General features: G+C 66.7%; 19 protein-coding genes. 11 read left to right on the top strand and 8 right to left on the bottom strand.

All coding sequences use genetic code 11. The features are described 5' to 3' along the window. Positions 1-4 precede the first annotated feature (4 nt). The 3 genes from NKH31_RS02195 to NKH31_RS02185 all read left to right on the top strand — a co-directional run bounded on the left by NKH31_RS02195 (position 5) and on the right by NKH31_RS02185 (position 1,406). A complete protein-coding gene (locus NKH31_RS02195) occupies positions 5-406 on the top strand; it encodes a DCC1-like thiol-disulfide oxidoreductase family protein (protein WP_254863508.1) in 402 nt (133 codons plus the stop codon). 78 nt (positions 407-484) lie between these two features. Further along, positions 485-712 carry a hypothetical protein gene (locus NKH31_RS02190; RefSeq protein ID WP_254863507.1) on the top strand — a complete coding sequence of 76 codons (228 nt, stop codon included), beginning with the start codon at positions 485-487 and terminating at the stop codon, positions 710-712. Between the two features lie 67 nt (positions 713-779). Beyond that, positions 780-1,406 (top strand): HAD family hydrolase, encoded by a 627-nt coding sequence (locus tag NKH31_RS02185; protein WP_254863506.1) that lies wholly within the window; start codon positions 780-782, stop codon positions 1,404-1,406. Between the two features lie 6 nt (positions 1,407-1,412). Here the strand turns inward: NKH31_RS02185 and NKH31_RS02180 are convergent, their stop codons facing one another. From NKH31_RS02180 to NKH31_RS02170, 3 genes are all read right to left on the bottom strand, one after another. Continuing rightward, positions 1,413-2,060, bottom strand: a complete 648-nt coding sequence (locus NKH31_RS02180; protein ID WP_254863505.1) for a helix-turn-helix domain-containing protein — start codon at positions 2,058-2,060, stop codon at positions 1,413-1,415. 124 nt (positions 2,061-2,184) lie between these two features. After that, positions 2,185-4,068: a molybdopterin biosynthesis protein gene (locus NKH31_RS02175; RefSeq protein ID WP_254863504.1), complete on the bottom strand. Its 1,884-nt coding sequence runs from the start codon at positions 4,066-4,068 to the stop codon at positions 2,185-2,187. A gap of 105 nt (positions 4,069-4,173) precedes the next feature. Continuing rightward, positions 4,174-5,505, bottom strand: coding sequence for a molybdopterin molybdotransferase MoeA (locus NKH31_RS02170; RefSeq protein WP_254863503.1), 1,332 nt, complete (start codon positions 5,503-5,505; stop codon positions 4,174-4,176). Between the two features lie 103 nt (positions 5,506-5,608). Here NKH31_RS02170 and NKH31_RS02165 point away from each other — a divergent pair, with 103 nt between their 5' ends. From NKH31_RS02165 to NKH31_RS02145, 5 genes are all read left to right on the top strand, one after another. Then, positions 5,609-6,472 (top strand): E3 ubiquitin--protein ligase, encoded by an 864-nt coding sequence (locus NKH31_RS02165; protein WP_254863502.1) that lies wholly within the window; start codon positions 5,609-5,611, stop codon positions 6,470-6,472. Positions 6,473-6,574: 102 nt separating this feature from the next. Beyond that, positions 6,575-6,931: an Hsp20/alpha crystallin family protein gene (locus tag NKH31_RS02160; protein ID WP_254863501.1), complete on the top strand. Its 357-nt coding sequence runs from the start codon at positions 6,575-6,577 to the stop codon at positions 6,929-6,931. A gap of 44 nt (positions 6,932-6,975) precedes the next feature. Then, positions 6,976-8,625, top strand: coding sequence for an ABC1 kinase family protein (locus NKH31_RS02155; RefSeq protein WP_425492329.1), 1,650 nt, complete (start codon positions 6,976-6,978; stop codon positions 8,623-8,625). Between the two features lie 90 nt (positions 8,626-8,715). Continuing rightward, the gene (locus NKH31_RS02150; RefSeq protein ID WP_254863500.1) at positions 8,716-9,801 is read left to right on the top strand and encodes a hypothetical protein; all 1,086 of its coding nucleotides are present in this window, start codon (positions 8,716-8,718) and stop codon (positions 9,799-9,801) included. An 86-nt stretch (positions 9,802-9,887) separates the two neighbouring features. Then, positions 9,888-11,003 carry an aminotransferase class I/II-fold pyridoxal phosphate-dependent enzyme gene (locus tag NKH31_RS02145; RefSeq protein WP_254863499.1) on the top strand — a complete coding sequence of 372 codons (1,116 nt, stop codon included), beginning with the start codon at positions 9,888-9,890 and terminating at the stop codon, positions 11,001-11,003. Positions 11,004-11,031: 28 nt separating this feature from the next. On the opposite strand, the gene NKH31_RS02140 is transcribed toward NKH31_RS02145, so the two are convergent. The 4 genes from NKH31_RS02140 to NKH31_RS02125 form a co-directional block, all read right to left on the bottom strand. After that, positions 11,032-11,613: a DUF8108 domain-containing protein gene (locus tag NKH31_RS02140; RefSeq protein WP_254863498.1), complete on the bottom strand. Its 582-nt coding sequence runs from the start codon at positions 11,611-11,613 to the stop codon at positions 11,032-11,034. A gap of 198 nt (positions 11,614-11,811) precedes the next feature. Beyond that, positions 11,812-13,974 carry a catalase/peroxidase HPI gene (katG, locus tag NKH31_RS02135; protein WP_254863497.1) on the bottom strand — a complete coding sequence of 721 codons (2,163 nt, stop codon included), beginning with the start codon at positions 13,972-13,974 and terminating at the stop codon, positions 11,812-11,814. 95 nt (positions 13,975-14,069) lie between these two features. After that, positions 14,070-15,383, bottom strand: coding sequence for a carboxylate--amine ligase (locus tag NKH31_RS02130; protein ID WP_254863496.1), 1,314 nt, complete (start codon positions 15,381-15,383; stop codon positions 14,070-14,072). Between the two features lie 120 nt (positions 15,384-15,503). Continuing rightward, the gene (locus NKH31_RS02125; RefSeq protein ID WP_254863495.1) at positions 15,504-16,103 is read right to left on the bottom strand and encodes a hypothetical protein; all 600 of its coding nucleotides are present in this window, start codon (positions 16,101-16,103) and stop codon (positions 15,504-15,506) included. Positions 16,104-16,240: 137 nt separating this feature from the next. Here NKH31_RS02125 and NKH31_RS02120 point away from each other — a divergent pair, with 137 nt between their 5' ends. Both NKH31_RS02120 and speB read left to right on the top strand, forming a co-directional pair. Further along, on the top strand, positions 16,241-16,615 hold the full coding sequence (locus NKH31_RS02120) for a translation initiation factor IF-5A (protein WP_254863494.1): 375 nt from the start codon (positions 16,241-16,243) through the stop codon (positions 16,613-16,615). Beyond that, complete coding sequence (gene speB, locus NKH31_RS02115; protein ID WP_254863493.1) at positions 16,615-17,442, top strand: agmatinase; 828 nt, start codon at positions 16,615-16,617, stop codon at positions 17,440-17,442. The genes NKH31_RS02120 and speB overlap by 1 nt, the downstream gene beginning before the upstream one ends. Positions 17,443-17,501: 59 nt before the next feature. On the opposite strand, the gene NKH31_RS02110 is transcribed toward speB, so the two are convergent. After that, a complete protein-coding gene (locus tag NKH31_RS02110; protein WP_254863492.1) occupies positions 17,502-18,476 on the bottom strand; it encodes an acetamidase/formamidase family protein in 975 nt (324 codons plus the stop codon). A 137-nt stretch (positions 18,477-18,613) separates the two neighbouring features. Between NKH31_RS02110 and NKH31_RS02105 the strand changes: the two genes are divergently transcribed. Then, a complete protein-coding gene (locus NKH31_RS02105) occupies positions 18,614-19,381 on the top strand; it encodes a Nif3-like dinuclear metal center hexameric protein (RefSeq protein ID WP_254863491.1) in 768 nt (255 codons plus the stop codon). Positions 19,382-19,677: the final 296 nt, after the last annotated feature.

Here is a 19,677-nt window from a genome sequence, read left to right as displayed (position 1 = left end):
ACGTATGACAGACACCGACGCCGTGATGGTCTTCGACGACGACTGCGGATTTTGCACCTACTGGGCGGAGTACTTCGCGCCGCTCGCCGACGTTCGTCTCGTCGGCTTTTCGGACCTGGACGACGAACCGGAACTTCGAGAGCGGCTCCCGCCGGAGTACGAGTCCTGTTCGCACCTGCTCACGCCCGAGGCCAGGTATTCGTGCGGGGCGTCGTTCGAGGAACTGTTCGCCCGTTCAGACCTCGGCCGGCCCGCCAGGCCGATTATCGAGCGGCTTCGGCGTATCGGCGCCTACGGACAGCTGCGCGAGTGGGGCTACCGACGGTTCGCGCACAACCGGGTATTCTGGGGCCGATTCACGTCGCGAACGCCCCCGGTTCGACGCGAGGGTGACGCGGCGGAGTGACCGGTTCCGGTTCGAAATCGCATAACTGTTGGACAGTGACACCTCAAGGCGTATCGCCGTGAGGCCACATCCTGCGGTATGCGCCAGCGCAGTTCAGACCTCTACCGTCTCACGGCCGAGGCGTTCCTCCCCGGTACCACGCTCGTCTATCACCACCGGGACGGCGCAGACGTTGCGACGGTGACTGAGGCTGACGGGCGAGTCGTCGCGTTCGCCGGCGACGACGTCGACGGTCGGTTCACGTACGGACAGATCGAAATCTTGCTCGAATCGGGTCGTCTGGAGGTCGTGCTCACCGACGCGTGACTCGTCACCTCTCGCCCGAATTCCACCACAACACCCATTACGTCGAACGCCCTATTCCTGTGTCCGCATGGATTCGTCGTACGACTACTGGCTGTGCGATCTCGACGGGACGCTCGTCGACGTCGAGTGGGCCTACGTGCGCGAGGTGTTCGACGAGGTCGGCGACCGACTGGGCCGGCCGTTCACCGACGCGGAGGCTGAGACGCTCTGGCACGGTCTGACCGGCTCTCGTAACGAGCAACTCGCCGCGTGGGGGTTCGACCCGGAGACGTTCTGGCGAGAATTTCACGACGTCGAAGAGCCGCTCGTGCGCGCGGAGGCGACCTACCTGTACGAAGACGCGGCGTTCGTCGGCGACCTGGACGCGCCGGTCGGCCTCGTCACCCACTGTCAGTCGTTTCTCACCGATCCCGTACTCGATCACCTCGGTATCCGCGACTGGTTCGACGTCGTGCTCTGCTGTACGAACGAGACGGGATGGAAGCCGGATCCGACGCCGGTTCGGCGGGTTGTCGACGATCTCGGCGTCGGACGAAACGGTCGCTCGGGCGTTCTCGCCGGCGACGGCGTCTGCGACGTCGGCGCGGCGCGAAACGCCGGCCTCGATGCGCTCTTCGTCGATCGACACGGCCCCGACCGACGCGCCGAGCCCGTCGAGGGCGACTATCGGATCACGTCGTTCGACGAACTGTGACTCAGGTTACGGGGCGTGTTCGCCCGCCGGCTGGAGTTCCGCGTCGACGAGCGTCTCGTAGGCCCGTCGGAGGCGTTCTGAGAGCGCCTGATGTGAGATGCCGAGTTCTTCGGCCAGTTCCTCCATCGACGTCCGTCTCGGTATCTCGAAGTAGCCGTGTTCGAACGCGGCGACGAGCGCTTCCCGCTGCTCTGGCGTGAGCCGAGGATGTGCCGTCGGTCGGCCGCCGAGCTGGGAGACGCGGACGATTTCGACGGCCGCTCCGTTCTCGTCCAGTCGGTCGTGCGTGGCGGCGAGCGCGTTGCGGTCCGGAAATCGCATCTCGAGTTGCCACCACCCGGCGCGTCCGGTCGCGTCGAGGACCGTCGCGTCGGCTTCGAGCAACCGATCGAACCGCCGTCGCGTCTCCGACGACGGTTCGACGTCGTACAGGAGCCGATCGGGCGTCTCGATGAGGAGTTCGGCGTCCGAGACGGACGAGTCGTCCGCGAGCGCGTCGGTCACCGCACCGGGTTCGTCGCCGGCGATCCACAGTGACGGCACGGTTCTCGATATCGACGACTCGAGTTGAACCGTGAGGTCAGGGATTCGATCGAACGAATCCGACAGTACCAGGTCAGCCGCAGGGATCCGAAACTCAGCGATCGTCGACATTGGGGGACGTACAATGGTCGAAGGTAAAAACGCCATACTCAGCGTGAATGAGTGTCGTTGAACACGGACAGTTACGATCGACTGACCGTCTCCTGAGGAAACCGGTTCGGTCTGCTACTGATGGTTATCCGCCGAGGTGTGATTCGAGTGTAGCGCCCAACTGGGAGACGGCGGGCTTCGCCCGTCGGTGTGGGTTCACCAGCACTCGAACGGGCTGGGCGCCGATGGGGACGAAAGAGAGCGAGAGCGTAGACGCACTCTGACGGAGGCCCACCCCGGCGTCCGCCTCGCCGGCGATAACGCGCCGGGCGGGACTCTCGTGGGCTCTGAGCGCGAACTCGTAGCCGTCGATCGAGCCACGGAGGTCGGCTGGATCTCGATCGGCTTTCGCCGCGTAGTCGTCGAGTGCTGCGTCGAGGCTTCGTCTGAGCCCGGAGTCGGTAGTCCGGTTGACGAACGAGACGTCGCGGTCGATCAACGCGTCGAGTCCCTCGATCGAGTTCGGGTTCCCGTCGGGGACCAGCAACCCCCACTCGCGGTCGAAGCGAACCAGTTCGTCCCACTCGTGATCGCGGTCGAGCGGGCCCGCCACGACGGCCACGTCCGGGACGCCCGAGCGCATCCGACGGACGGCCGGTCGAGATCCCTCGGCCAGGTATCGTGGGTTCGAGACGGCGTCGAGCGCCCGGTTTACGGTCGGATCGTCCTCGCCGACGCCCAGCAGCGACGGCGGTTCGACCGACGGCGAGAACAGCGTGACCGTTACCGACTCTCCCGCGGCCAGGTAATCCGTGTCGGCGGGCACCTCGACGATCCCGTCGGCGCGCGCGAGACTCGTCGTGGCTCCGCTGCCCTTATCGACCGGGTAGACGAGCGGGACGTCCTCGTCCACCTCGTCGGGACCCGGTTCGACCAGGCCGACCGGAAGCAGTCGGTGGCGACCCTCGGCGTAGCGCGTTTCGGTCGCGAGTCGACCCTCGACCGTCGTGGCGGCTCCCGGGGACCGCCCGGCGGCTTCCTCGATCGCCGGCGCGACGAAGCTGCGAAAGACCATCATCGCCGAGACGGGGTAGCCTGGCAGTCCGACGTAGGCGGCGTCGTCCAGCCGCCCGACGAGCATCGGCTTGCCCGGCTTGACGCTGACCCCGTGGAGGACGAGTTCGCCGAGTTCCTCGATCACCCGGTAGATGACGTCGACGGCGCTCGCGCTGGTCGACCCCGACGAGAGGACGAGTTCGCACTCGTCTGCGGCCCGCTTCAGGGTGCGCTCCATCGCGTCCCAGTCGTCGCCGACGTGCGGGTAGCGAATCGCCTGCCCGCCGGCGTCCTCCACCGCGGCGGCGATCGCGTAGCTGTTGACGTCGTAGATTTCTCCGCGCTCGCTGTGTAGGTTCTCGCCCGGCGGTACGAGTTCGTCGCCCGTCGAGACGATTCCGACGCGCGGGGTGGCTCGAACGGGGACGGTTTCGACGCCGAGCGCAGAGAGCAATCCGATCTCGCGGGGGGTCAGTTCGGTTCCCGGGCCGAGCGCGCGCTCGCCGGCCGCCACGTCCGCGCCGGCGAACATGACGTTGTCGCCCGGAGCCTCGGTGGTTCGAACGAGCACCGTCTCCTCGGCGTCGTTCCCGTCCGGTCTGTCGGTCCGCTCGACCGGAACCATCGCGTCCGCGCCCGCTGGCAGCACCGCCCCCGTCGAGATCTCGACCGCCTCGCCCGCGCCGACGGTGACGTCCGGCTCCTGGCCGGCGTGGACCGTACCGACGAGCGAGAGCGAGACGGGGTCGGCCTCGTCAGCGCCGGCGGTATCGGCCGCCCGAAGCGCGTACCCGTCCAGGCTCGCGCGGTCGAACCCCGGAACGTCGAGTTCGGCGTCGATCCGACCGGCGAGGACGCGACCGTTCGTCTCCGCGAGCGGGACCGTCTCGCGCCCGGCCGAAAGCGACAGCGAGCGGATCGCCTCCCGGGCGGCGTCGGGGTCGGTCAGGTCGCGAAACTCCTTGTGATCCATACGGATCGATTGACCGGCCGCCGTAAAATCTCTCCCGACTGCGGAAACCCACCCGAACTCGAATCGGTCGCTCTGAACGGGTACCGACGGCTGATCCGAACCGACTCACCCGTCTATCGGGACGAAGCCGCTCTCCCAGAACTCGACGTCGACTCTCTCGCCGGCCGGGATCCCCTCGCGTGATTCGTCGACGATCACCCAGCCGTCGGCCAGAGCGACGCTCGAGAGGACGCCCGAGCCGCTCGCTCTGGTCGGAACGGCGCGATAGCCCGGTTCGGCCTCCGCATCGATTTCGACGGAGACTCTGGCAAAGGTCTTGGTCCCCGGTTCGCTCGGGAGCTTCCGATCGAGCGTCGCCTGAACTGTCGGGTGGTCGGGAACCGACGCGCCGACCAGCCAGGAGAGCGTCGGCCGGAGGAACTGAACGGCGTTGATCATGCAGGCGACCGGATAGCCAGGAAGGACGATCACGGGCGTCCCCTCGACGACGCCGAGACAGACGGGATGGCCCGGTTTCAGGGCGACGCCGTGGACCACGACCTCGCCGAGTTCGTCGACCACCTCGGGGAGGAGATCTCGTTCGCCGACGGACGACCCGCCGGTGGTGACGATCACGTCGTGGTCCAGGGCGCCCTCGATGGCCGCCCTGAGCGCGGTTTCGTCGTCGGTGACCGGTTCTTCCGCGCGCGTCGTGACCGCCCCCCAGCGGTCGGCCAGCCGCGCGATCGTGAGTCCGTTGGTCTCGATCACCTGGCCCGGTCCGGGCTCGGTTCCGGGGGTGACGAGTTCTTCGCCCGTCGGAACGACGGCGACGCGCGGCCGGCGGGCGACCGAGAGCGAATCGATCCCGACCGACCGCAAGAGTCCGAGGTCCGAGGGGCGAAGACGGTGGCCCGGTTCGTACAGCCGCGCGCCCGCCTCGACGTCCTCGCCGACCGGGGCGACGTTCTCCCCGACGGCGACCGCGTCTTCGACTTCGAGTTCCCCGGCGGCCGGCAGTTCGGTGACGTCCTCGATCATCACGACGGCGTCGGCGCCGTTGGGGAGGGCGCTTCCCGTGTGCACCCGCACGGCCGTTCCCGCCTGGACCCGTCGGGACGTCGCGTTCTCGTCCGCTCCCGGAGCGGTAACGGGCGTCGTCGAGTCGATCGAGACGACTGCTGGCGACCGCGCAGACGCGCCGTGCGTGTCGGTCGCTCGGACGGCGTAGCCGTCCATCGCCGCGCGCTCGTAGTGAGGGACGTTTCGATCGGCCGTGACCGACTGGGCGAGGACGCGACCGTCGGCCTCGGTGAGCGCCACCCGCTCGCGACCGACGAGCGCCACGTCTCCGTCGCTATCGCTCAGTACGGCTTCTCTGAGTGTCGATCGGGCCGTCGACAGCGGCGTTCGTTCCCTGAAGCCGGCCGTTCGCCGATCGCGGTCCGGTCCGTCCATACACGCCCTCGAACCGGCGAGCGCAAAAAGCGTGCGGACGCAGACGGCGTCGGTTCGAATTCGTGTAGGAAGGGATATGTGTTTTCGACCGTCAGTACCGAACATGTGGTCCCTCACGGCTCCTCCCGCCGTTCCAGCGACCGTCGCCGCCGCGTTCTGGGTGAGCCTCCTGGTGCTCGCGGTCGCCGTCGCCTCGGCCGTCGCCCTCTACGGTCTCCGCGAACTCAGGCTCGCTCACCTGATCCTTCGCACCGAAACCGATTCGGTCCTGGAGACGCCGAACGGTGGCTACGTCGAACTTCGGGGTACGGTCGAACCCGCCGCCGGTGCGCTCGAATCGCCGTTCACCGGCACGGCCTGCGTCGCCTACGAGTACGCCGTCGAGGAGGAACGCTCCTCGAAGAACGGCTCGTCGTGGACGACCATCTCCGCGGGCGACGAGTACGTCCCCTTCAGACTCGACGACGGCTCTGGGAGCGTCCTCGTCGAACCGCCCGGGGCGGATTTCCGGCTCGACCGCGACGACCGCATCCGGGTCGACGGCGGGACGGAACCGCCGGCTCGAATCGGCGCGTACATCGACTGGAGCGAGGACGTCGACTGTCAGAACGAGTCGGTAGACCTCCGGCTCTTCGAACTGCGAACCGGCTCGGACCGGCGATTCATCGAGCGCCGCCTGGACGTCGGTGACGAGGCTCACGTCCTCGGATACGCCCGGTTCGACACCGACGTCGGTCGGGCGGCGGGACAGGTCAACGCGGCGGTCGGGGTCGGCGAGTCGAGCCTGGCCGACGATCGATTCGCGCGACTTCGCCACCGACTGTTCGGCTTCCCGTTCGTCGTCTCCGACCGGAGCGAACGCCGTCTCGGACTCTACACCGAGTTGCTCGGATTCGTCCTCGTCGCGGCCGGCGCGGGTGTCGTCGCCGTCTGTCTGTGGCTGCTGTGTAACCTCGTCCTCGTGTGAGCCGATTCTCCAGTCCGGCGAACGACCCTCTCTGCCAGCCGATCAGTGTGACCGGCTGGCACGACCGCGGCTTTTTTCGTTCCCGGGTTCGAAGGACAAACAATGGCTGGCTTGCGCGACGCGGTACGTACCCTCCCCAGTGACGTCTTTTACGATCTCCTCGAAGACGACGACGCCTACCTGCTCGTCGTCGACGTCCCCGGCGTCTCCGCGGCCACGCTCGACGTGACGGTCGACTCCGGGACGCTCGTCATCGACGCCGCCCGCGAGCGATCGCACCCGGACGACTACGAGTACGTCGAGGAGAATCGTCCCGACGACCGAACCATCACGCTCTCGCTTCCGAACGGCCTGGACGAGCCGCCGATCGAGACGGTGATCGATCGCGGTGTCCTCGAAGTGACGATCCCGAAAAACGGGGAGACGACGATCGACGTCGTCGACGACGAGAGCCGGTAGGGGTGGTGAGGCTGGGGCGAGTTCGTTCGTACGGCCGGTTTCTCCTGGTCACGTGGCGGTTTCTGCCGCTGCTCTGGGCCTACGCGCGCGATCGCCGCCGGTTCGTCCTGTTCGGCCGCCCTCGCACGGTGTCACAGGCCGTCCATCGCGAGCGGGCGGAGCGGCTGCTCTCGATTCTCTTCGACCTCGGTCCGACGTTCGTCAAGCTCGGACAACTCCTCTCGAGCCGGCCGGACGTCCTCCCGCCGGTCTACCTCGAGGTGCTCTCGGCGCTCCAGGATCGGGTCCCGCCGGCGGCGTGGTCCGACGCGGAGGCGGTGATCGAGGCCGAACTCGGCCCCGTCGACGATCGGTTCGCGGACTTCGACCGCGAGCCGATCAGCGGGGCGAGCCTCGGGCAGGTTTACCGGGCGCACGTAGACGACGAGGACGTCGCCGTAAAGGTGCGACGGCCGGGAATCGAATCGCTCGTCGAGGCCGACCTCCGCGTGATCCACTGGTCCGTGCCGCTCTTACAGCGGTTCGTCGACGACGCTCGCGCGTTCTCGCTCGAGACCCTGGCCGACGAGTTCGACCGGACGATCCGCCAGGAGATGGACTACGAGCGCGAGGCCGAGATGCTGGAGACGATCGCCGCGAACTTCGCCGACGACGACCGGTACGTCCACCCTGACGTGATCGAGAGCCACTCCGGCGAGCGCGTGCTCACCATGGAGTACGTTCCGGGGACGAAGATCACCGACGTCGAGCGCCTCGACGAACTGGACATCGACCGGGCGGCGCTCGCCGATCGACTCCAGCGGTCGTACATGCAGATGATCATCGACGACGGCGTCTTCCACGCCGATCCACACCCCGGAAACCTCGCGGTGACCGACGACGGCCGGATCGTCTTCTACGACTTCGGCATGTCCGGGCGGGTCGATCCGTTCATTCAGACGAAGATCGTCGACTTCTACGTCGCGATCGCCAGGCGCGACACCGATGCGGTGCTCGACGCGCTAGTCGAGGCGGGGACGCTCAGCCCCGACGCCGATCGCACGGTCATGGCGGAGGTGCTCGAACTGGCGATTCAGGACGCCCGCGGCGAGGACGTCGAACGCTATCGCGTCCAGCAGATCGTCGCGCGCGTCGAGGACTCGATCTACGAGTTTCCCTTTCGGCTCCCTCGGGAACTCGCGCTAATCTTGCGCGTCGCGACGGTCGTCGAGGGGGTCTGCGTCACGCTCGATCCGGACTTCGACTTCATCGAGACGGCGACGACCTATCTGACCGAACAGGGTTACCGAGAGGAGACGACACGCGCGTACCTCGGCGAGGCGCGCGATCAATTCCGCGAGTCGGCCGTCTCGGCGGTGCGCGTTCCGCCGAAGGCCGAGTCCGCCCTCGACCGGCTCGAACGCGAGGATCTCTACGTCAGGGCGGGGCTCGAAGATCCCGACGACCACTTCGACCGCCTGGCGAAGCGGATCGTCTACGGGCTCGTACTCGCGGCGGGGATTGTGACGGCGGGAATCGGCGTTGCGTTGGCGGAGCCGAGCGTGGCGGTGGCGGCCGTCGTGATCGTCGTCGGTTCGCTGATTCAGCTGTACCGGTCGTTTCGGACCCGACGCGGTATCCGGGCGCGTCCGCAGTTCACTCGCCAGCGTCTTCGCGAGCGGCGGGGCGACGACCGGGACGAATCCGACCGGTAGCTGTCCGATCGATCCGGACGGCAGCTGCTCGGCCGATCCGAACGTTTTGCTCGGCCGAACGACTTTGTGAGTCGCCGCCACAATACGATCATGAGCTACGATCTCATCGCCGAATTACCGGTGACGATCGAGTCCGTTTCGCTGGACCGGCGCGAACGCGAGACGTCGAGCGATTTCACCCGGGTGACGACGACCGTCTCGCTTTCGGGACCGCTATCGGCGGATGGCGGTGATGGGTCCACAGACGCCCTAACGGGCCTCGGCGAGGACGTCACCTACGAGACGGACCACCACGAGGCGCTCGCCCGGACCGGCCTCCCCGACCTCACGGGTTCATTCACGATCGACTCGTTTTCGGACCGACTCGGCGACCTCGACCTGTTCCCGGGCGATCCACCGGAGCGCGAGGTCTTTCGAAACTACCGCCGCTGGGCGGTCGAGAGTGCTGCGCTCGACCTGGCGCTCCGCCAGGCGGAGACGGATCTCGCGAGCGCAATCGGCCGATCGATCGACCCGGTCAGGTTCGTCGCCAGCACGAGCCTCGGCGACCCGCCCTCGCTCGACAGGGTCGACGCCCTTCGGTCTCGTCGACCGGGCGTGGATCTCAAACTCGATCCGACCGTCGACTGGAACGACGCGTTGATCGACGAGCTCGCCGACCTCGACGCGGTTCGGATTCTCGACCTGAAGGGACAGTACGAGGGGACCGAGGTGGAGACGCCGGGCGATTACGATCTGTATCGCCAGCTCGCCGAAGCGTTTCCGAACGCCGTGCTCGAGGATCCGGCGCTGACCGACGAGACCCGGCCGCTGTTCGACGACGAGTCCGTCCGCGAGCGCGTCTCCTGGGACGCGCCGATCCACGACCTCGATGACGTGGGCGCACTCCCGTGGGAGCCCGGGTGGCTCAACATCAAGCCCTCCCGGTTCGGCTCGATCGCGTCGCTGTTCGAGACGATCGAGTACTGCCGGGAGCGCAAGATCCGTCTCTACGGCGGCGGCCAGTTCGAACTCGGCGTCGGACGCGGTCAGTTACAGCTGCTGGCCTCGCTGTTCTACCCCGACGGACCGAACGATATCGCGCCCCGGGCGTACAATCGATCGACGGTTCCCGACGAGTTGCCCACGAGTCCGCTCGTGCCGCCGACGGACCCGGCGGGATTTCGGTGGGAGTGAGACCGTTTCGATCGTCGTGGACGGCCGGCCACCGACTCGCTTGCGATGGCAGTACGTACTTGCCCGCGGCCGTCCGAACTCCAGTCATGCAGATCGAACCCTTCGGTCTCGAACGCTGGTTCGACCGATACGAGCACGACGCCGATATCATGCTCGCCGAAAGCGGCATTCGCAGCCTCGCGAGCGACCGCTTCGACACCGATCCGGGCGAGCTGGGCTACGTCATCCCGACCGACGGCGATCCCGACTTTCGCGCCGAGGTAGCCCAACGCTACGACCGTAGCGCCTCTGAGATCTGTTTCACCTGTGGAACGCAGGAGGCGAACTTCCTGGCATTTCTCGCGCTGCTCGACGAGCGGGCACCCGACGGTGAGAACGAGGCGGGCGAGGAACCCGTGGACGGCTTCGGCGAGGGGGACCACGCCGTCGTCGTGACGCCGACGTACCAGGCGCTCTACGCCGTTCCGGAGGCGCTGGGCTCGGTCACTCGGGTTCCGCTCGAGGCGCCGAACTGGGAACTCGACGTCGACGACGTCGCCGAGGCCGCGACCGACGAGACAGCCGTCGTCGTGCTCAACAACCCGAACAACCCGACCGGTCGATATCACCCGCCGGCCGTCGTGGACGCCGTGGCCGAGGTGGCGGCCGACCACGGCGCCTATCTCCTCTGCGACGAGGTCTACCGCCTCCTCGCCGAGGAACCACAGGACCCCGTCGCGAAGCGCTACGACCACGGCATCTCGACGACGAGTCTCACCAAAGCCTACGGCCTGGCCGGGACGCGCTTTGGCTGGCTTGTCGGACCCGAACCCGTCGTCGAGGCGGCCGTCCGCTGGAAGGACTACACGACCATCTCGCCGAGCATCTTCGGCCAGCACGTCGCGAAACAGGCGCTCGGCGACGACGAAGCCGACATCCTGAACGCAAATCGCGCCCTCGCCGCGGATCACCGAGACCGCGTCCGGCGCTTTCTCGACGAGCACGATCTGGCGTGGTACGACCCGGTCGGTGTCAACGGCTTCGTCACCGTCCCCGACGGGTTCGAGAACGGGATCGACTTTTGCCGGACGGTCGTCGAGGAGGAGCGCGTCGTGCTCGCTCCCGGGGAGTACTTCGATCACCCCGAGTACTTCCGCATCGGATTCGGCCTCCCGACGGAGGAATTGATCGAGGGGTTAGCGCGTGTGAGTCGGTTGCTCTAATCTACGCGGACGATGCGAACGGTCTCGCCTACGTCTCCAGGTCGTACACCTCGTCGCCGTCGGTTTCGACGGAGGCAGTTGTCGATCGCTCCGACGATGGGGAGGACTGGGCCGGCTTCGCATCGGTCGAGTCGAGTTGGCTTGCGCCCGGAGCGTCGGTCCCGAGGATCTCGGTACTGGCACAGTCTGGACAGTAGTGGTTGTACCCGACCGAACGGGTGTAGATGGGAAATCCGGCGAGGACGACCTCCTCGCGGTAGCGCCGTATCAGCCCCCTGTCGGTCGGTTCGTCGCAGACGAGACAGCGCTCGACCGTTCGCCTGTCCGGGCGAAACACGCGGTGGTCGACCGATCGGACCGTCCCGAACTGGTCGATCCCGTGTCGGCGGTCGATTCGTCGTCGAAGTCCCGGATTGACGAAGACGCCGAACGCGAGTAACACGATCGCGAATCCGACGCCGACGAGCGCGAACGGACCGTCGCTCGCTTGGGACAGGCTGGAAATCGCAAGGGCGAGGCCGAATCCGATCAACAGCCAGCCCGCCAGACCGTACATCGCGGACGAGACGGTGTCGGCAGCCCTGACAACGTCTGACTCGTCTGTCGGCATTTCGTTCCCGTGATACGATCTCGGAGGATAAAGGTGTCCCGAACGTCTCCGTAGCGTGGATCGACGAGATGCGCCTCGACCGATCACGTTCCTGGCCCGAGCGGACCGGGCGACTGGTCCACGTTTTTGGGTGTCCTACCGACGCCGAAACGGTCGTTCAGCTCGGTCAACCGCGACGACGAACCCGTCTCACCGGAACTACTCGAGGTCGAAGCGGTCGAGTTGCATCACCCTGTGCCAGACGTCAACGAAGCCGTGGACGAACTCCGCTTCGCCGTCGGCGCCACCGTAGGCGTCCGAAAGGGCTCGAAGCCGCGCGTTCGCGCCGAAGATGAGGTCGAACCGGGTGGCCTCCCACTCGACATCGCCGGTGTCGCGGTTGCGTACCTCGAAGACCTCCCTGTCCTCGTCGACGGGCTCCCACTCGTAGGTCATGTCGAGTACGTTCACGAAGAACTCGTTCGTCAGCGCACCGGGTTGGTCGACGAAGGCGTTTCGATCCCCGTAGGTGGCACCCAGCGCGCGCATGCCGCCGACCAGCACCGTCATCTCGGGCACCGACAGTCTCAACAGGTGGGCGTGGTCGACCAGCCGCTCTTCGGGCGAGTCGTGCAGGTCGTCGTACTCGCCCCCGAGATAGTTCCGGAATCCTTCGGCTTTCGGTTCGAGGACCGCGAACGATTCGACGTCGGTCTGATCCTGCGTGGCGTCCGTGCGCCCCGGCTCGAACGGCAGGTCCACGTCGTAGCCGGCCTCTGCCGCCGCCCGTTCGACCGCCACGTTTCCACCAAGAACGAGCAGGTCGGCGAGCGAGACTTGCACGTCGTCGGTGCGAGCGTCGTTGAACTCGTCCTGTATCGCCTCGAACGTCTCGAGGATCGTCTCCAGCTCCTCGGGCTCGTTGACCTCCCAGTTCCGCTGGGGTTCGAGCCGGATCCGGGCGCCGTTCGCGCCGCCGCGCTTGTCGCTGTCGCGGTAGGTCGACGCCGACGCCCACGCGGTCTTGGCCAGTTGCGAGACCGTCAGGTCCGAATCGGAGATCGCCGCTTCGAGTTCGTCGATCTCCGCCCCGCCGACCAGTTCGTAGTCGGCGTCGGGGATCGGGTCCTGCCAGATCATCGTCTCGTCGGGGACCTCCGGTCCGAGGTACCGCTCGGGCGGGCCCATGTCTCGGTGGAGGAGCTTGAACCACGCCTTCGCGAAGGCCTCCCGGAACTCGTCGGAATTCTCCTGGAAGCGTTCCAGGACGTCCCGGTAGTCTGGGTCGTGTTTGAGGGCGACGTCCGTCGTCAGCATCATCGGTAGCTGCGTCTCCGAAGAGTCCTGGGCGTCCGGCGCGGGCTCGAGGGCGTCCTCGTCTCTCGCCCGCCACTGCCACGCACCGCCGGGGCCCTTGTGGGGTTCCCACTCGTGATCGAGCAGGTTGTCGACGTAGCCGGTATCCCACCGGATCGGCGTCGCGTTCCACGGCCCTTCGATCCCGCTGGTGATGACCTCGAGTCCGCCGATTTTGTCTTCGCTCCCTTCGTGCTGCCAGCCGAGGCCCTGCAGGTCGATTGGAGCCGCCTCGGGCTCGGGGCCGACCATCTCGTCGGGGTTGTCGGCGCCGTGGACCTTCCCGAAGGTGTGGCCGCCGGCTATGAGCGCGACGGTCTCCTCGTCGGTCATCGCCATGCGGGAGAACTCCTCGCGGATGTTCTTCGCGGAGCCCTCGAGGTCCGGTTCCCCGTAGGGGCCCTCGGGGTTCACGTAGATAAGCCCCATCACGGTGTTCGCGAGCGGGTCCTTGAGGTTGCCCAGCTCACCCTCGTGGAATCGCTCGGGAGCGGTCGTCTCCCACTCCGTCTCGGGGCCCCACTCGACGGCTTCGTTGGGCATGTAGGCGTCCTCGCGGCCGCCGGCGAAGCCGAACGTCTCGAACCCCATCGACTCGAGGGCGACGTTTCCGGCGAGGACCATCAGGTCGGCCCACGAGAGCTGGCGCCCGTACTTCGTCTTCACCGGCTGGAGCAGTCGTCGAGCCTTGTCGAGGTTGACGTTGTCCGGCCAGCTGCTCTCCGGCGGGAGACGCTGGAGGCCGCCGGACGCGCCGGCGCGGCCGTCGAGGGTGCGATACGTCCCGGCGCTATGCCAGGCCATCCGGATGAACAGCGGGCCGTAGTGGCCGTAATCGGCCGGCCACCAGTCCTGGGAGTCCACCATCAGCTCCTCGAGGTCTGCCTTCACCCCCTCGTAATCGAGTTGCTGGAACGCCTCCGCGTAGTCGAAGTCCTCGCCGTACGGACTCGCGTCCACGGTGGTATCGTCGAGGATATCTACTCTCAGCAGGTCTGGCCACCAGTCCTGGTTGGACCACGTCATAGAGTAACAGGAACGAAGCTATCCTCTTAATACTGTCTCACGTATGACATTCTGACGTTCTTTGTTGCAATTCACTGCTGACCGAATTGACGATGTCAACAGGAACAGTAGTACTCACGTCGGCTGAACTCAGTCTCGAGTAGCTGCACCGTCGGACCAGGATCCGAGGGCCGGTACACGCCGGTCGTCAGGCCGGGCGTAGACTCGAACTCGCCAGTCACTAATGACGTCCACTCCGTGTGGGAGAGGACGTCGACGGCGCCGTCCTCGCCGACGAGGCCGGCCAGGTAGTCCCGGAGGTAGACCCAGCGAACGTCCTCGCGGCGCTCGTCGGGGTCGTACTCGATTCCGACGGCGTCGGCGTAGGCGGCGTAGGGCAGGTTGGCGCCGGCCTCGACGGGCATGCCGATCCACTTCCACGGGCGCGTGTTGACGTCAAGCAGGACGTACTCCTCGCGGTCGCGATCGTAGACGAATTCTGCTTCGCTGATGCCGTGGTAGCCAGCCGCGTCGAGGAGGCCGAAGGCGCGCTCTTCGAGCTCGGGATCGGCGACCTGGTCGACGACGCAGGAGGTGCCGTATCCGCGCGGATAGCGGACACGCGCGTTCCCGACCACGCTCAGGCGCTCGCCGTCGGGGGAAACGTAGGAGGCGACGGAGCGATCTTCGCCGACGGCGACGGGAACCTTCTCCTGGGCCATAACGCGAACACCCGCATCGGCCGCGCGGGCGAGCAGTTCGTGGTATTCGTCGCTGTCTGCAACCTCGACGACGTTCGTCCCGAGCAACTCCTCGAACTCGCGCTTTCTGGCGGGCTTGACGACGAGGGGAAAGCCGAGTTCGCCGGCAGCCTCCGCTGGATCGAGCGCCGGGATGTCGGGGACGGCGGTGGTGGTCCGGTCGATTCCCCGCGTCTCGCCCCGTTCCGGGTCACGGCCGTCACCGAAGCCGGCCAGGCGGTACGTCTCGGGGTACGGCACGTCCTGGTCCTCGGCGAGGGCGTACAGCGACTCCTTGTCGAGGACGGCGTCGATCACGGACTGCTCGGAAAACGGTCGTCTGACCCCCGCAGGCTCGGTCTCGGCGATCGCGTGGACCCACTCGTCCATACAGCCGAAGATGACGGGCTCGTGGTCCACCGTCTCGGCGACGCGCTCGACGTCGCGTCGAAACCCGTCCGCGTCGTCGAGCGGAAAGGTCACGTCGGCGGCCTCCACGATCGCATCGGAGGGCGGTGCGACGCCGTCACCGCTCCGGTCGAGAGCGATGACGGGAACGTCGCGAGCCGCGAGCGCGCGGGAGACGCCGAGGCCGGTTATGTGGGCGTTACAGACGATCGCCGGCGGCCGTTCGAACGTTCGGTCTTCGAGCGCCGCACAGATCGATGCGAGCGAGTCGAGCGTCGTCATTACTCGTCGTCGTTCATCCCGCGGGCTAAGGCAAACGGTACCGGCAGGTGTCGCGACCGGTCTCCGGTGTCGGCAATCCGGACCGGTACGGTCGCTCGACGAGGGCCTTCGGCTAGTCCGTCAGTACGATCGACACTCGCCCCAGAGGACCGGGACCGTCTCTTCGGTTCCGTCGTCTCCCGCTTTCACGTCGCGGTGGAGGTCGTGTGCGCGGTAGCGGTCGTCGTTCAGGAGTCGATCCGCCAGCTCGGCCGGCACGCCGACGCGAAAGCAGTTACGCGAGACGAGCAAACCGTCGGGGCCGTACCGAAACTGGACGTCGTAGTGAGAAACTGGGGCGTCCGCCGAGAGGGACGGGTGAACCGCCTCGAGCACGCTCGCGACGAACTCGAACGCGAGGTCGGTGCTCGGCGGTTCGGTCGAGCCGAGTTCGACCTCGATGACGGGAGCGATCGCGGTCTCCGTCGACGGGTTCTCGCTCGAATTGGCGGCCGTCGTCGGTCGGTTCGCGTGCCGCTTGCGAACCGTTCTCAGGCGGACGACTCGCGGCGGGCGCTCCAGGTGGCTCGCCCGGTCGCCGTGCACCTCGGCGAGCCGATCGTTCAGCCGACCGACGCCGGCCGGGCGAGATCGTCGGTTCCGACGGATCACGACAGCTAGCCAGACGGTTGCCACCGCCGCGAGTACGAACGCGCCGACGAATAACACCGCGTCGATCATTACGAGAGCGTTAGATGGCGCGGCGAAAACTGTTTCGTCGAGCGCCCGGCGGTCGGTGGTCGGATCCGGCCTCGACGGCGACCGTCGCCTCGCGCGGATTCAAACCGTTTATACCACTCGGTTGGATACGGGTGGGTATGGCGACTCAGCAGAAGGAAGTTCGTGATCTCCAGGAGGGCGGCTACGTCATGATCGACGAAGCGGCGTGTAAGATCAACGCCTACTCGACGGCCAAGCCCGGCAAACACGGGAGCGCGAAGGCCCGCATCGAGGCCAAAGGCGTCTTCGACGAGAAGAAGCGATCGCTCAGCCAGCCGGTCGACGCGAAGATTCGCGTTCCGATCATCGAGCGAAAGCAGGGACAGGTCGTCTCCGTCTCCGGCGACGACATGCAGGTGATGGACTTAGAGAGCTACGAGACGTTCACGATGCGCATCCCGGACGGCGTCGACGCCTCTCCCGACGACGAGATCGAGTTCCTCGAGATGGAAGGCCAGCGAAAGATCGTCTGATGTTTCCCGGGGCCACTGACGACCGCGATGGCGCGAACTTCGTGATCGTCGGCGCGCCCCTGGACGCGTCGACGACCTTTCAGCCGGGGGCTCGCTTCGGGCCCCGGCGCATTCGCCATTTTGCGACGACGTTCGACGATTACGATCACCGGACGGGCCGGTACTTCACCGACTGCGGCGTCCACGACGACGGCGACGTCCACGTCTGGGACGACGTCCGCGAGTACCTCGAGTTCCTCGAGGGGACGGTACGAGACGTCGTCTGGGACGACGCGACTCCGCTACTGCTCGGCGGCGAACACACCGTCTCGCTCGCCGGGGTTCGCGCCGTCGAACCCGACGTGTTCGTCTGTCTCGACGCCCACCTCGACTTGCGCGACGCCTACGACGGCAACCCGATGAACCACGCGTGCGTAACCCGACGGATTCTCGAAGAACCGAGCGTCGAAGCGGCGATCATCCTCGGCGCTCGGACGGGCAGCGAGGAGGAGTGGGAGCGAGCGAACGCAGACGACGTCACGGTCGTGCCACCCGAGGACGTTTCGGACTGGCTCGCCGACACCGACGTCGAGTCGCTCCTCGGCGGTCGCGAGGCCTACCTCAGCGTCGACATCGACGGAGCGGATCCGGCCTACGCACCCGGAACCGGGACGATGGAGCCATTCGGGCTCGACTCTCGCGAGATGCGCGCGGTCGTTCGGGCGGTCACCCCGCACACGACCGGCTTCGACGTCGTCGAGGTGAACGACCGCGACGACGGGCAGGCCGCCTCGCTCGGGGGAAAGCTAGTGAAGGAGTTCGTCTACCAACGCGCGGCCGACACCTAGATCGAACGGGCTGATCATCGAACGGGCCGATCGACGCGTTCATCGATCGGAGAGCGGCCTCAGAACGGTCCCGAGCAGTACGCCTTCGGAATCGAATTTCGCACCGTCACCAGCGGATCGACGACCTGGCTTATCTCCAGCCCGCCGACCAGACTCGAGAACTTGTACGCCTTCGTCTCGCTGAACCCGTGTTCGGCCGCGAGCAACTCGATCGCGTCCAGATTCGCCAGCTCGCAGGCTTCTTCCATCGTCTCCGCGCTGGCGATCGTCTTCCAGGCGTCGGGCGTCTCGACCAGCGGTCGATCGAGGGTGATGGCGACGTCCTCGGCGGCGATGACGTCGACGGTGATGTCGATATCGGTCGCGATTTCCGAACCCGTTCCGCACATCTCGCCGTCGGCCATCGCGGCCTTCGAGTCGCCCATCGCGAGCATGGCACCCTCCTGGAACACGGGGAAGTAGGCCGTGTTTCCCGCGCTCATGTCCGTCGTATCGAGGTTGCCGCCGTGGTCGTGCGGGACGAGCGTCGTGTACGGCTCGTCGGCGGGTGCGACGCCGATCGTCCCTATGCAGGGGTCGATCGGCACCTCGTGGCCGTCGAAGACGATCGCGTCACCACCGTCGCTCGCGGCTCCGTCGTCACCGCTCGCCGTTCCGGGGCCTCCCTCCGGGTCGGCCTCGCGGACCGGCGTGACGGTCGTTCGCGGCGCCTCGATCGACTCGTGGCCGTCGAGTAAGCCGAAGCCGTCGATCGTGATCACCCGCCCCCGATCTTCGCTGACTCGAGCGTCCTCGATTTCCACGGCGAGCACGTCGCCGGGCGTGGCGCCGTCGATCGAGATCGGCCCCGTCGCGGCGTTGACCTCGTCCGGGATCGTGTCGATGACGTCCTCGTCCGACTGGACGGCGCCGTCGAGGCTATCGCGCGTCTCGATCGTCAGTTTCGCCCCCGGTTCGACCGTGGCGACCGGATCGAGATCCGGCGTGAACTCGTAGATTGCCCCCTCCTCGTGCGAGATGGTCTGGCGTGACATGCCACACGGTTCGTGGCGATTGTACAAAAACCGTGGTCGTCGCGGCAGGGGACGACTCGTCCGTACGTCGTGACCGTGCGAGTGTCGCTCGACTTGCGACCAAACCACCTAACGTGCCGGCCGTTCAACGCCCGCGTATGCACCTCTCCGAACTCGTCGACCGACTCGACGAGGAGCTTCGAACCGACGAGTACGCCGACCTGGACGCGAGCGCGAACGGATTGCAGGTCGGTCCGCCCGAGACGGAGGTCTCGCACGTGGCGTTCGCCGTCGACGGCGTTCGCGAGACGATCGACGCGGCGGCCGAGGCGGGTGCGGACCTGCTCGTCACCCACCACGGACTCTCCTGGGGTGGCATCGAACGCGTGACCGGCCGCCAGTACGAGCGCATCGCACCCCTAATCGAGCGAGATCTCGCGCTGTACGTCTCGCACCTGCCGCTCGACGGCCACCAGGAGCTGGGGAACGCTGCGGGGGTCGCGGACGTCCTCGAACTCAGCGAGCGCGAACCGTTCGGCGAACTCGGCCCGCTACACATCGGTCAGCGCGGCCGAGTGTCGGAGCCGTGCGGGGCCGTCGAACTGCGCGACCGGCTCGCGACCGAACTGGACACGGGGCCGGGCGACGTCCGCCTGCTCGAGTTCGGCCCCGACCGGATCGAGGATGTCGCGATCGTCACCGGCAGCGGCACCGACTGGCTCGACGAGGCCGTCGCGACCGGGGTAGACGCCCTCGTCACCGGCGAGGGCAAGGGCAAGGTGTATCACGAGGCGCAGGAGGCTGGGGTTCACGTCGTTCTCGCAGGCCACTACGCGACGGAGACCTTCGGGGTGCGGTCGCTGCAACCGCTCGTCGAGGAGTGGGGCCTGGAGACGACGTACATGGACGTGCCGACGGGGTTGTGATCGCCAAATTCGAATAACGATACTACCGAACGATCGAAGGCGCCACTGGCGTACGCCGATCAGTCCGTTGACGAGCAATCCGAGCGGAACCGGTCTTGGCAACCGGTGATGCCGAGATCCATGGATGTGGGGTCCATCGATTGCTGTGGTAAGAGGTCGCTTCTGTGGGTCGGTTTAGTTGCGATCGTGGCAGACAGTGGTTCTGGACGACTGTCTGGTGGCTGTACAAGTGGACAATCGCCGACACGTAGTTAGTCCCAAAAGATTGAGTAGGCCGTATACCCAAGTATACACCA

This window comes from Halovivax gelatinilyticus (assembly GCF_024300625.1).
GTDB classification, from domain to species: Archaea; Halobacteriota; Halobacteria; order Halobacteriales; family Natrialbaceae; genus Halovivax; species Halovivax gelatinilyticus.
The sequence above is the reverse complement of the archived record's forward strand: the minus strand, read 5'-3'. Positions and strand labels throughout refer to the sequence as shown.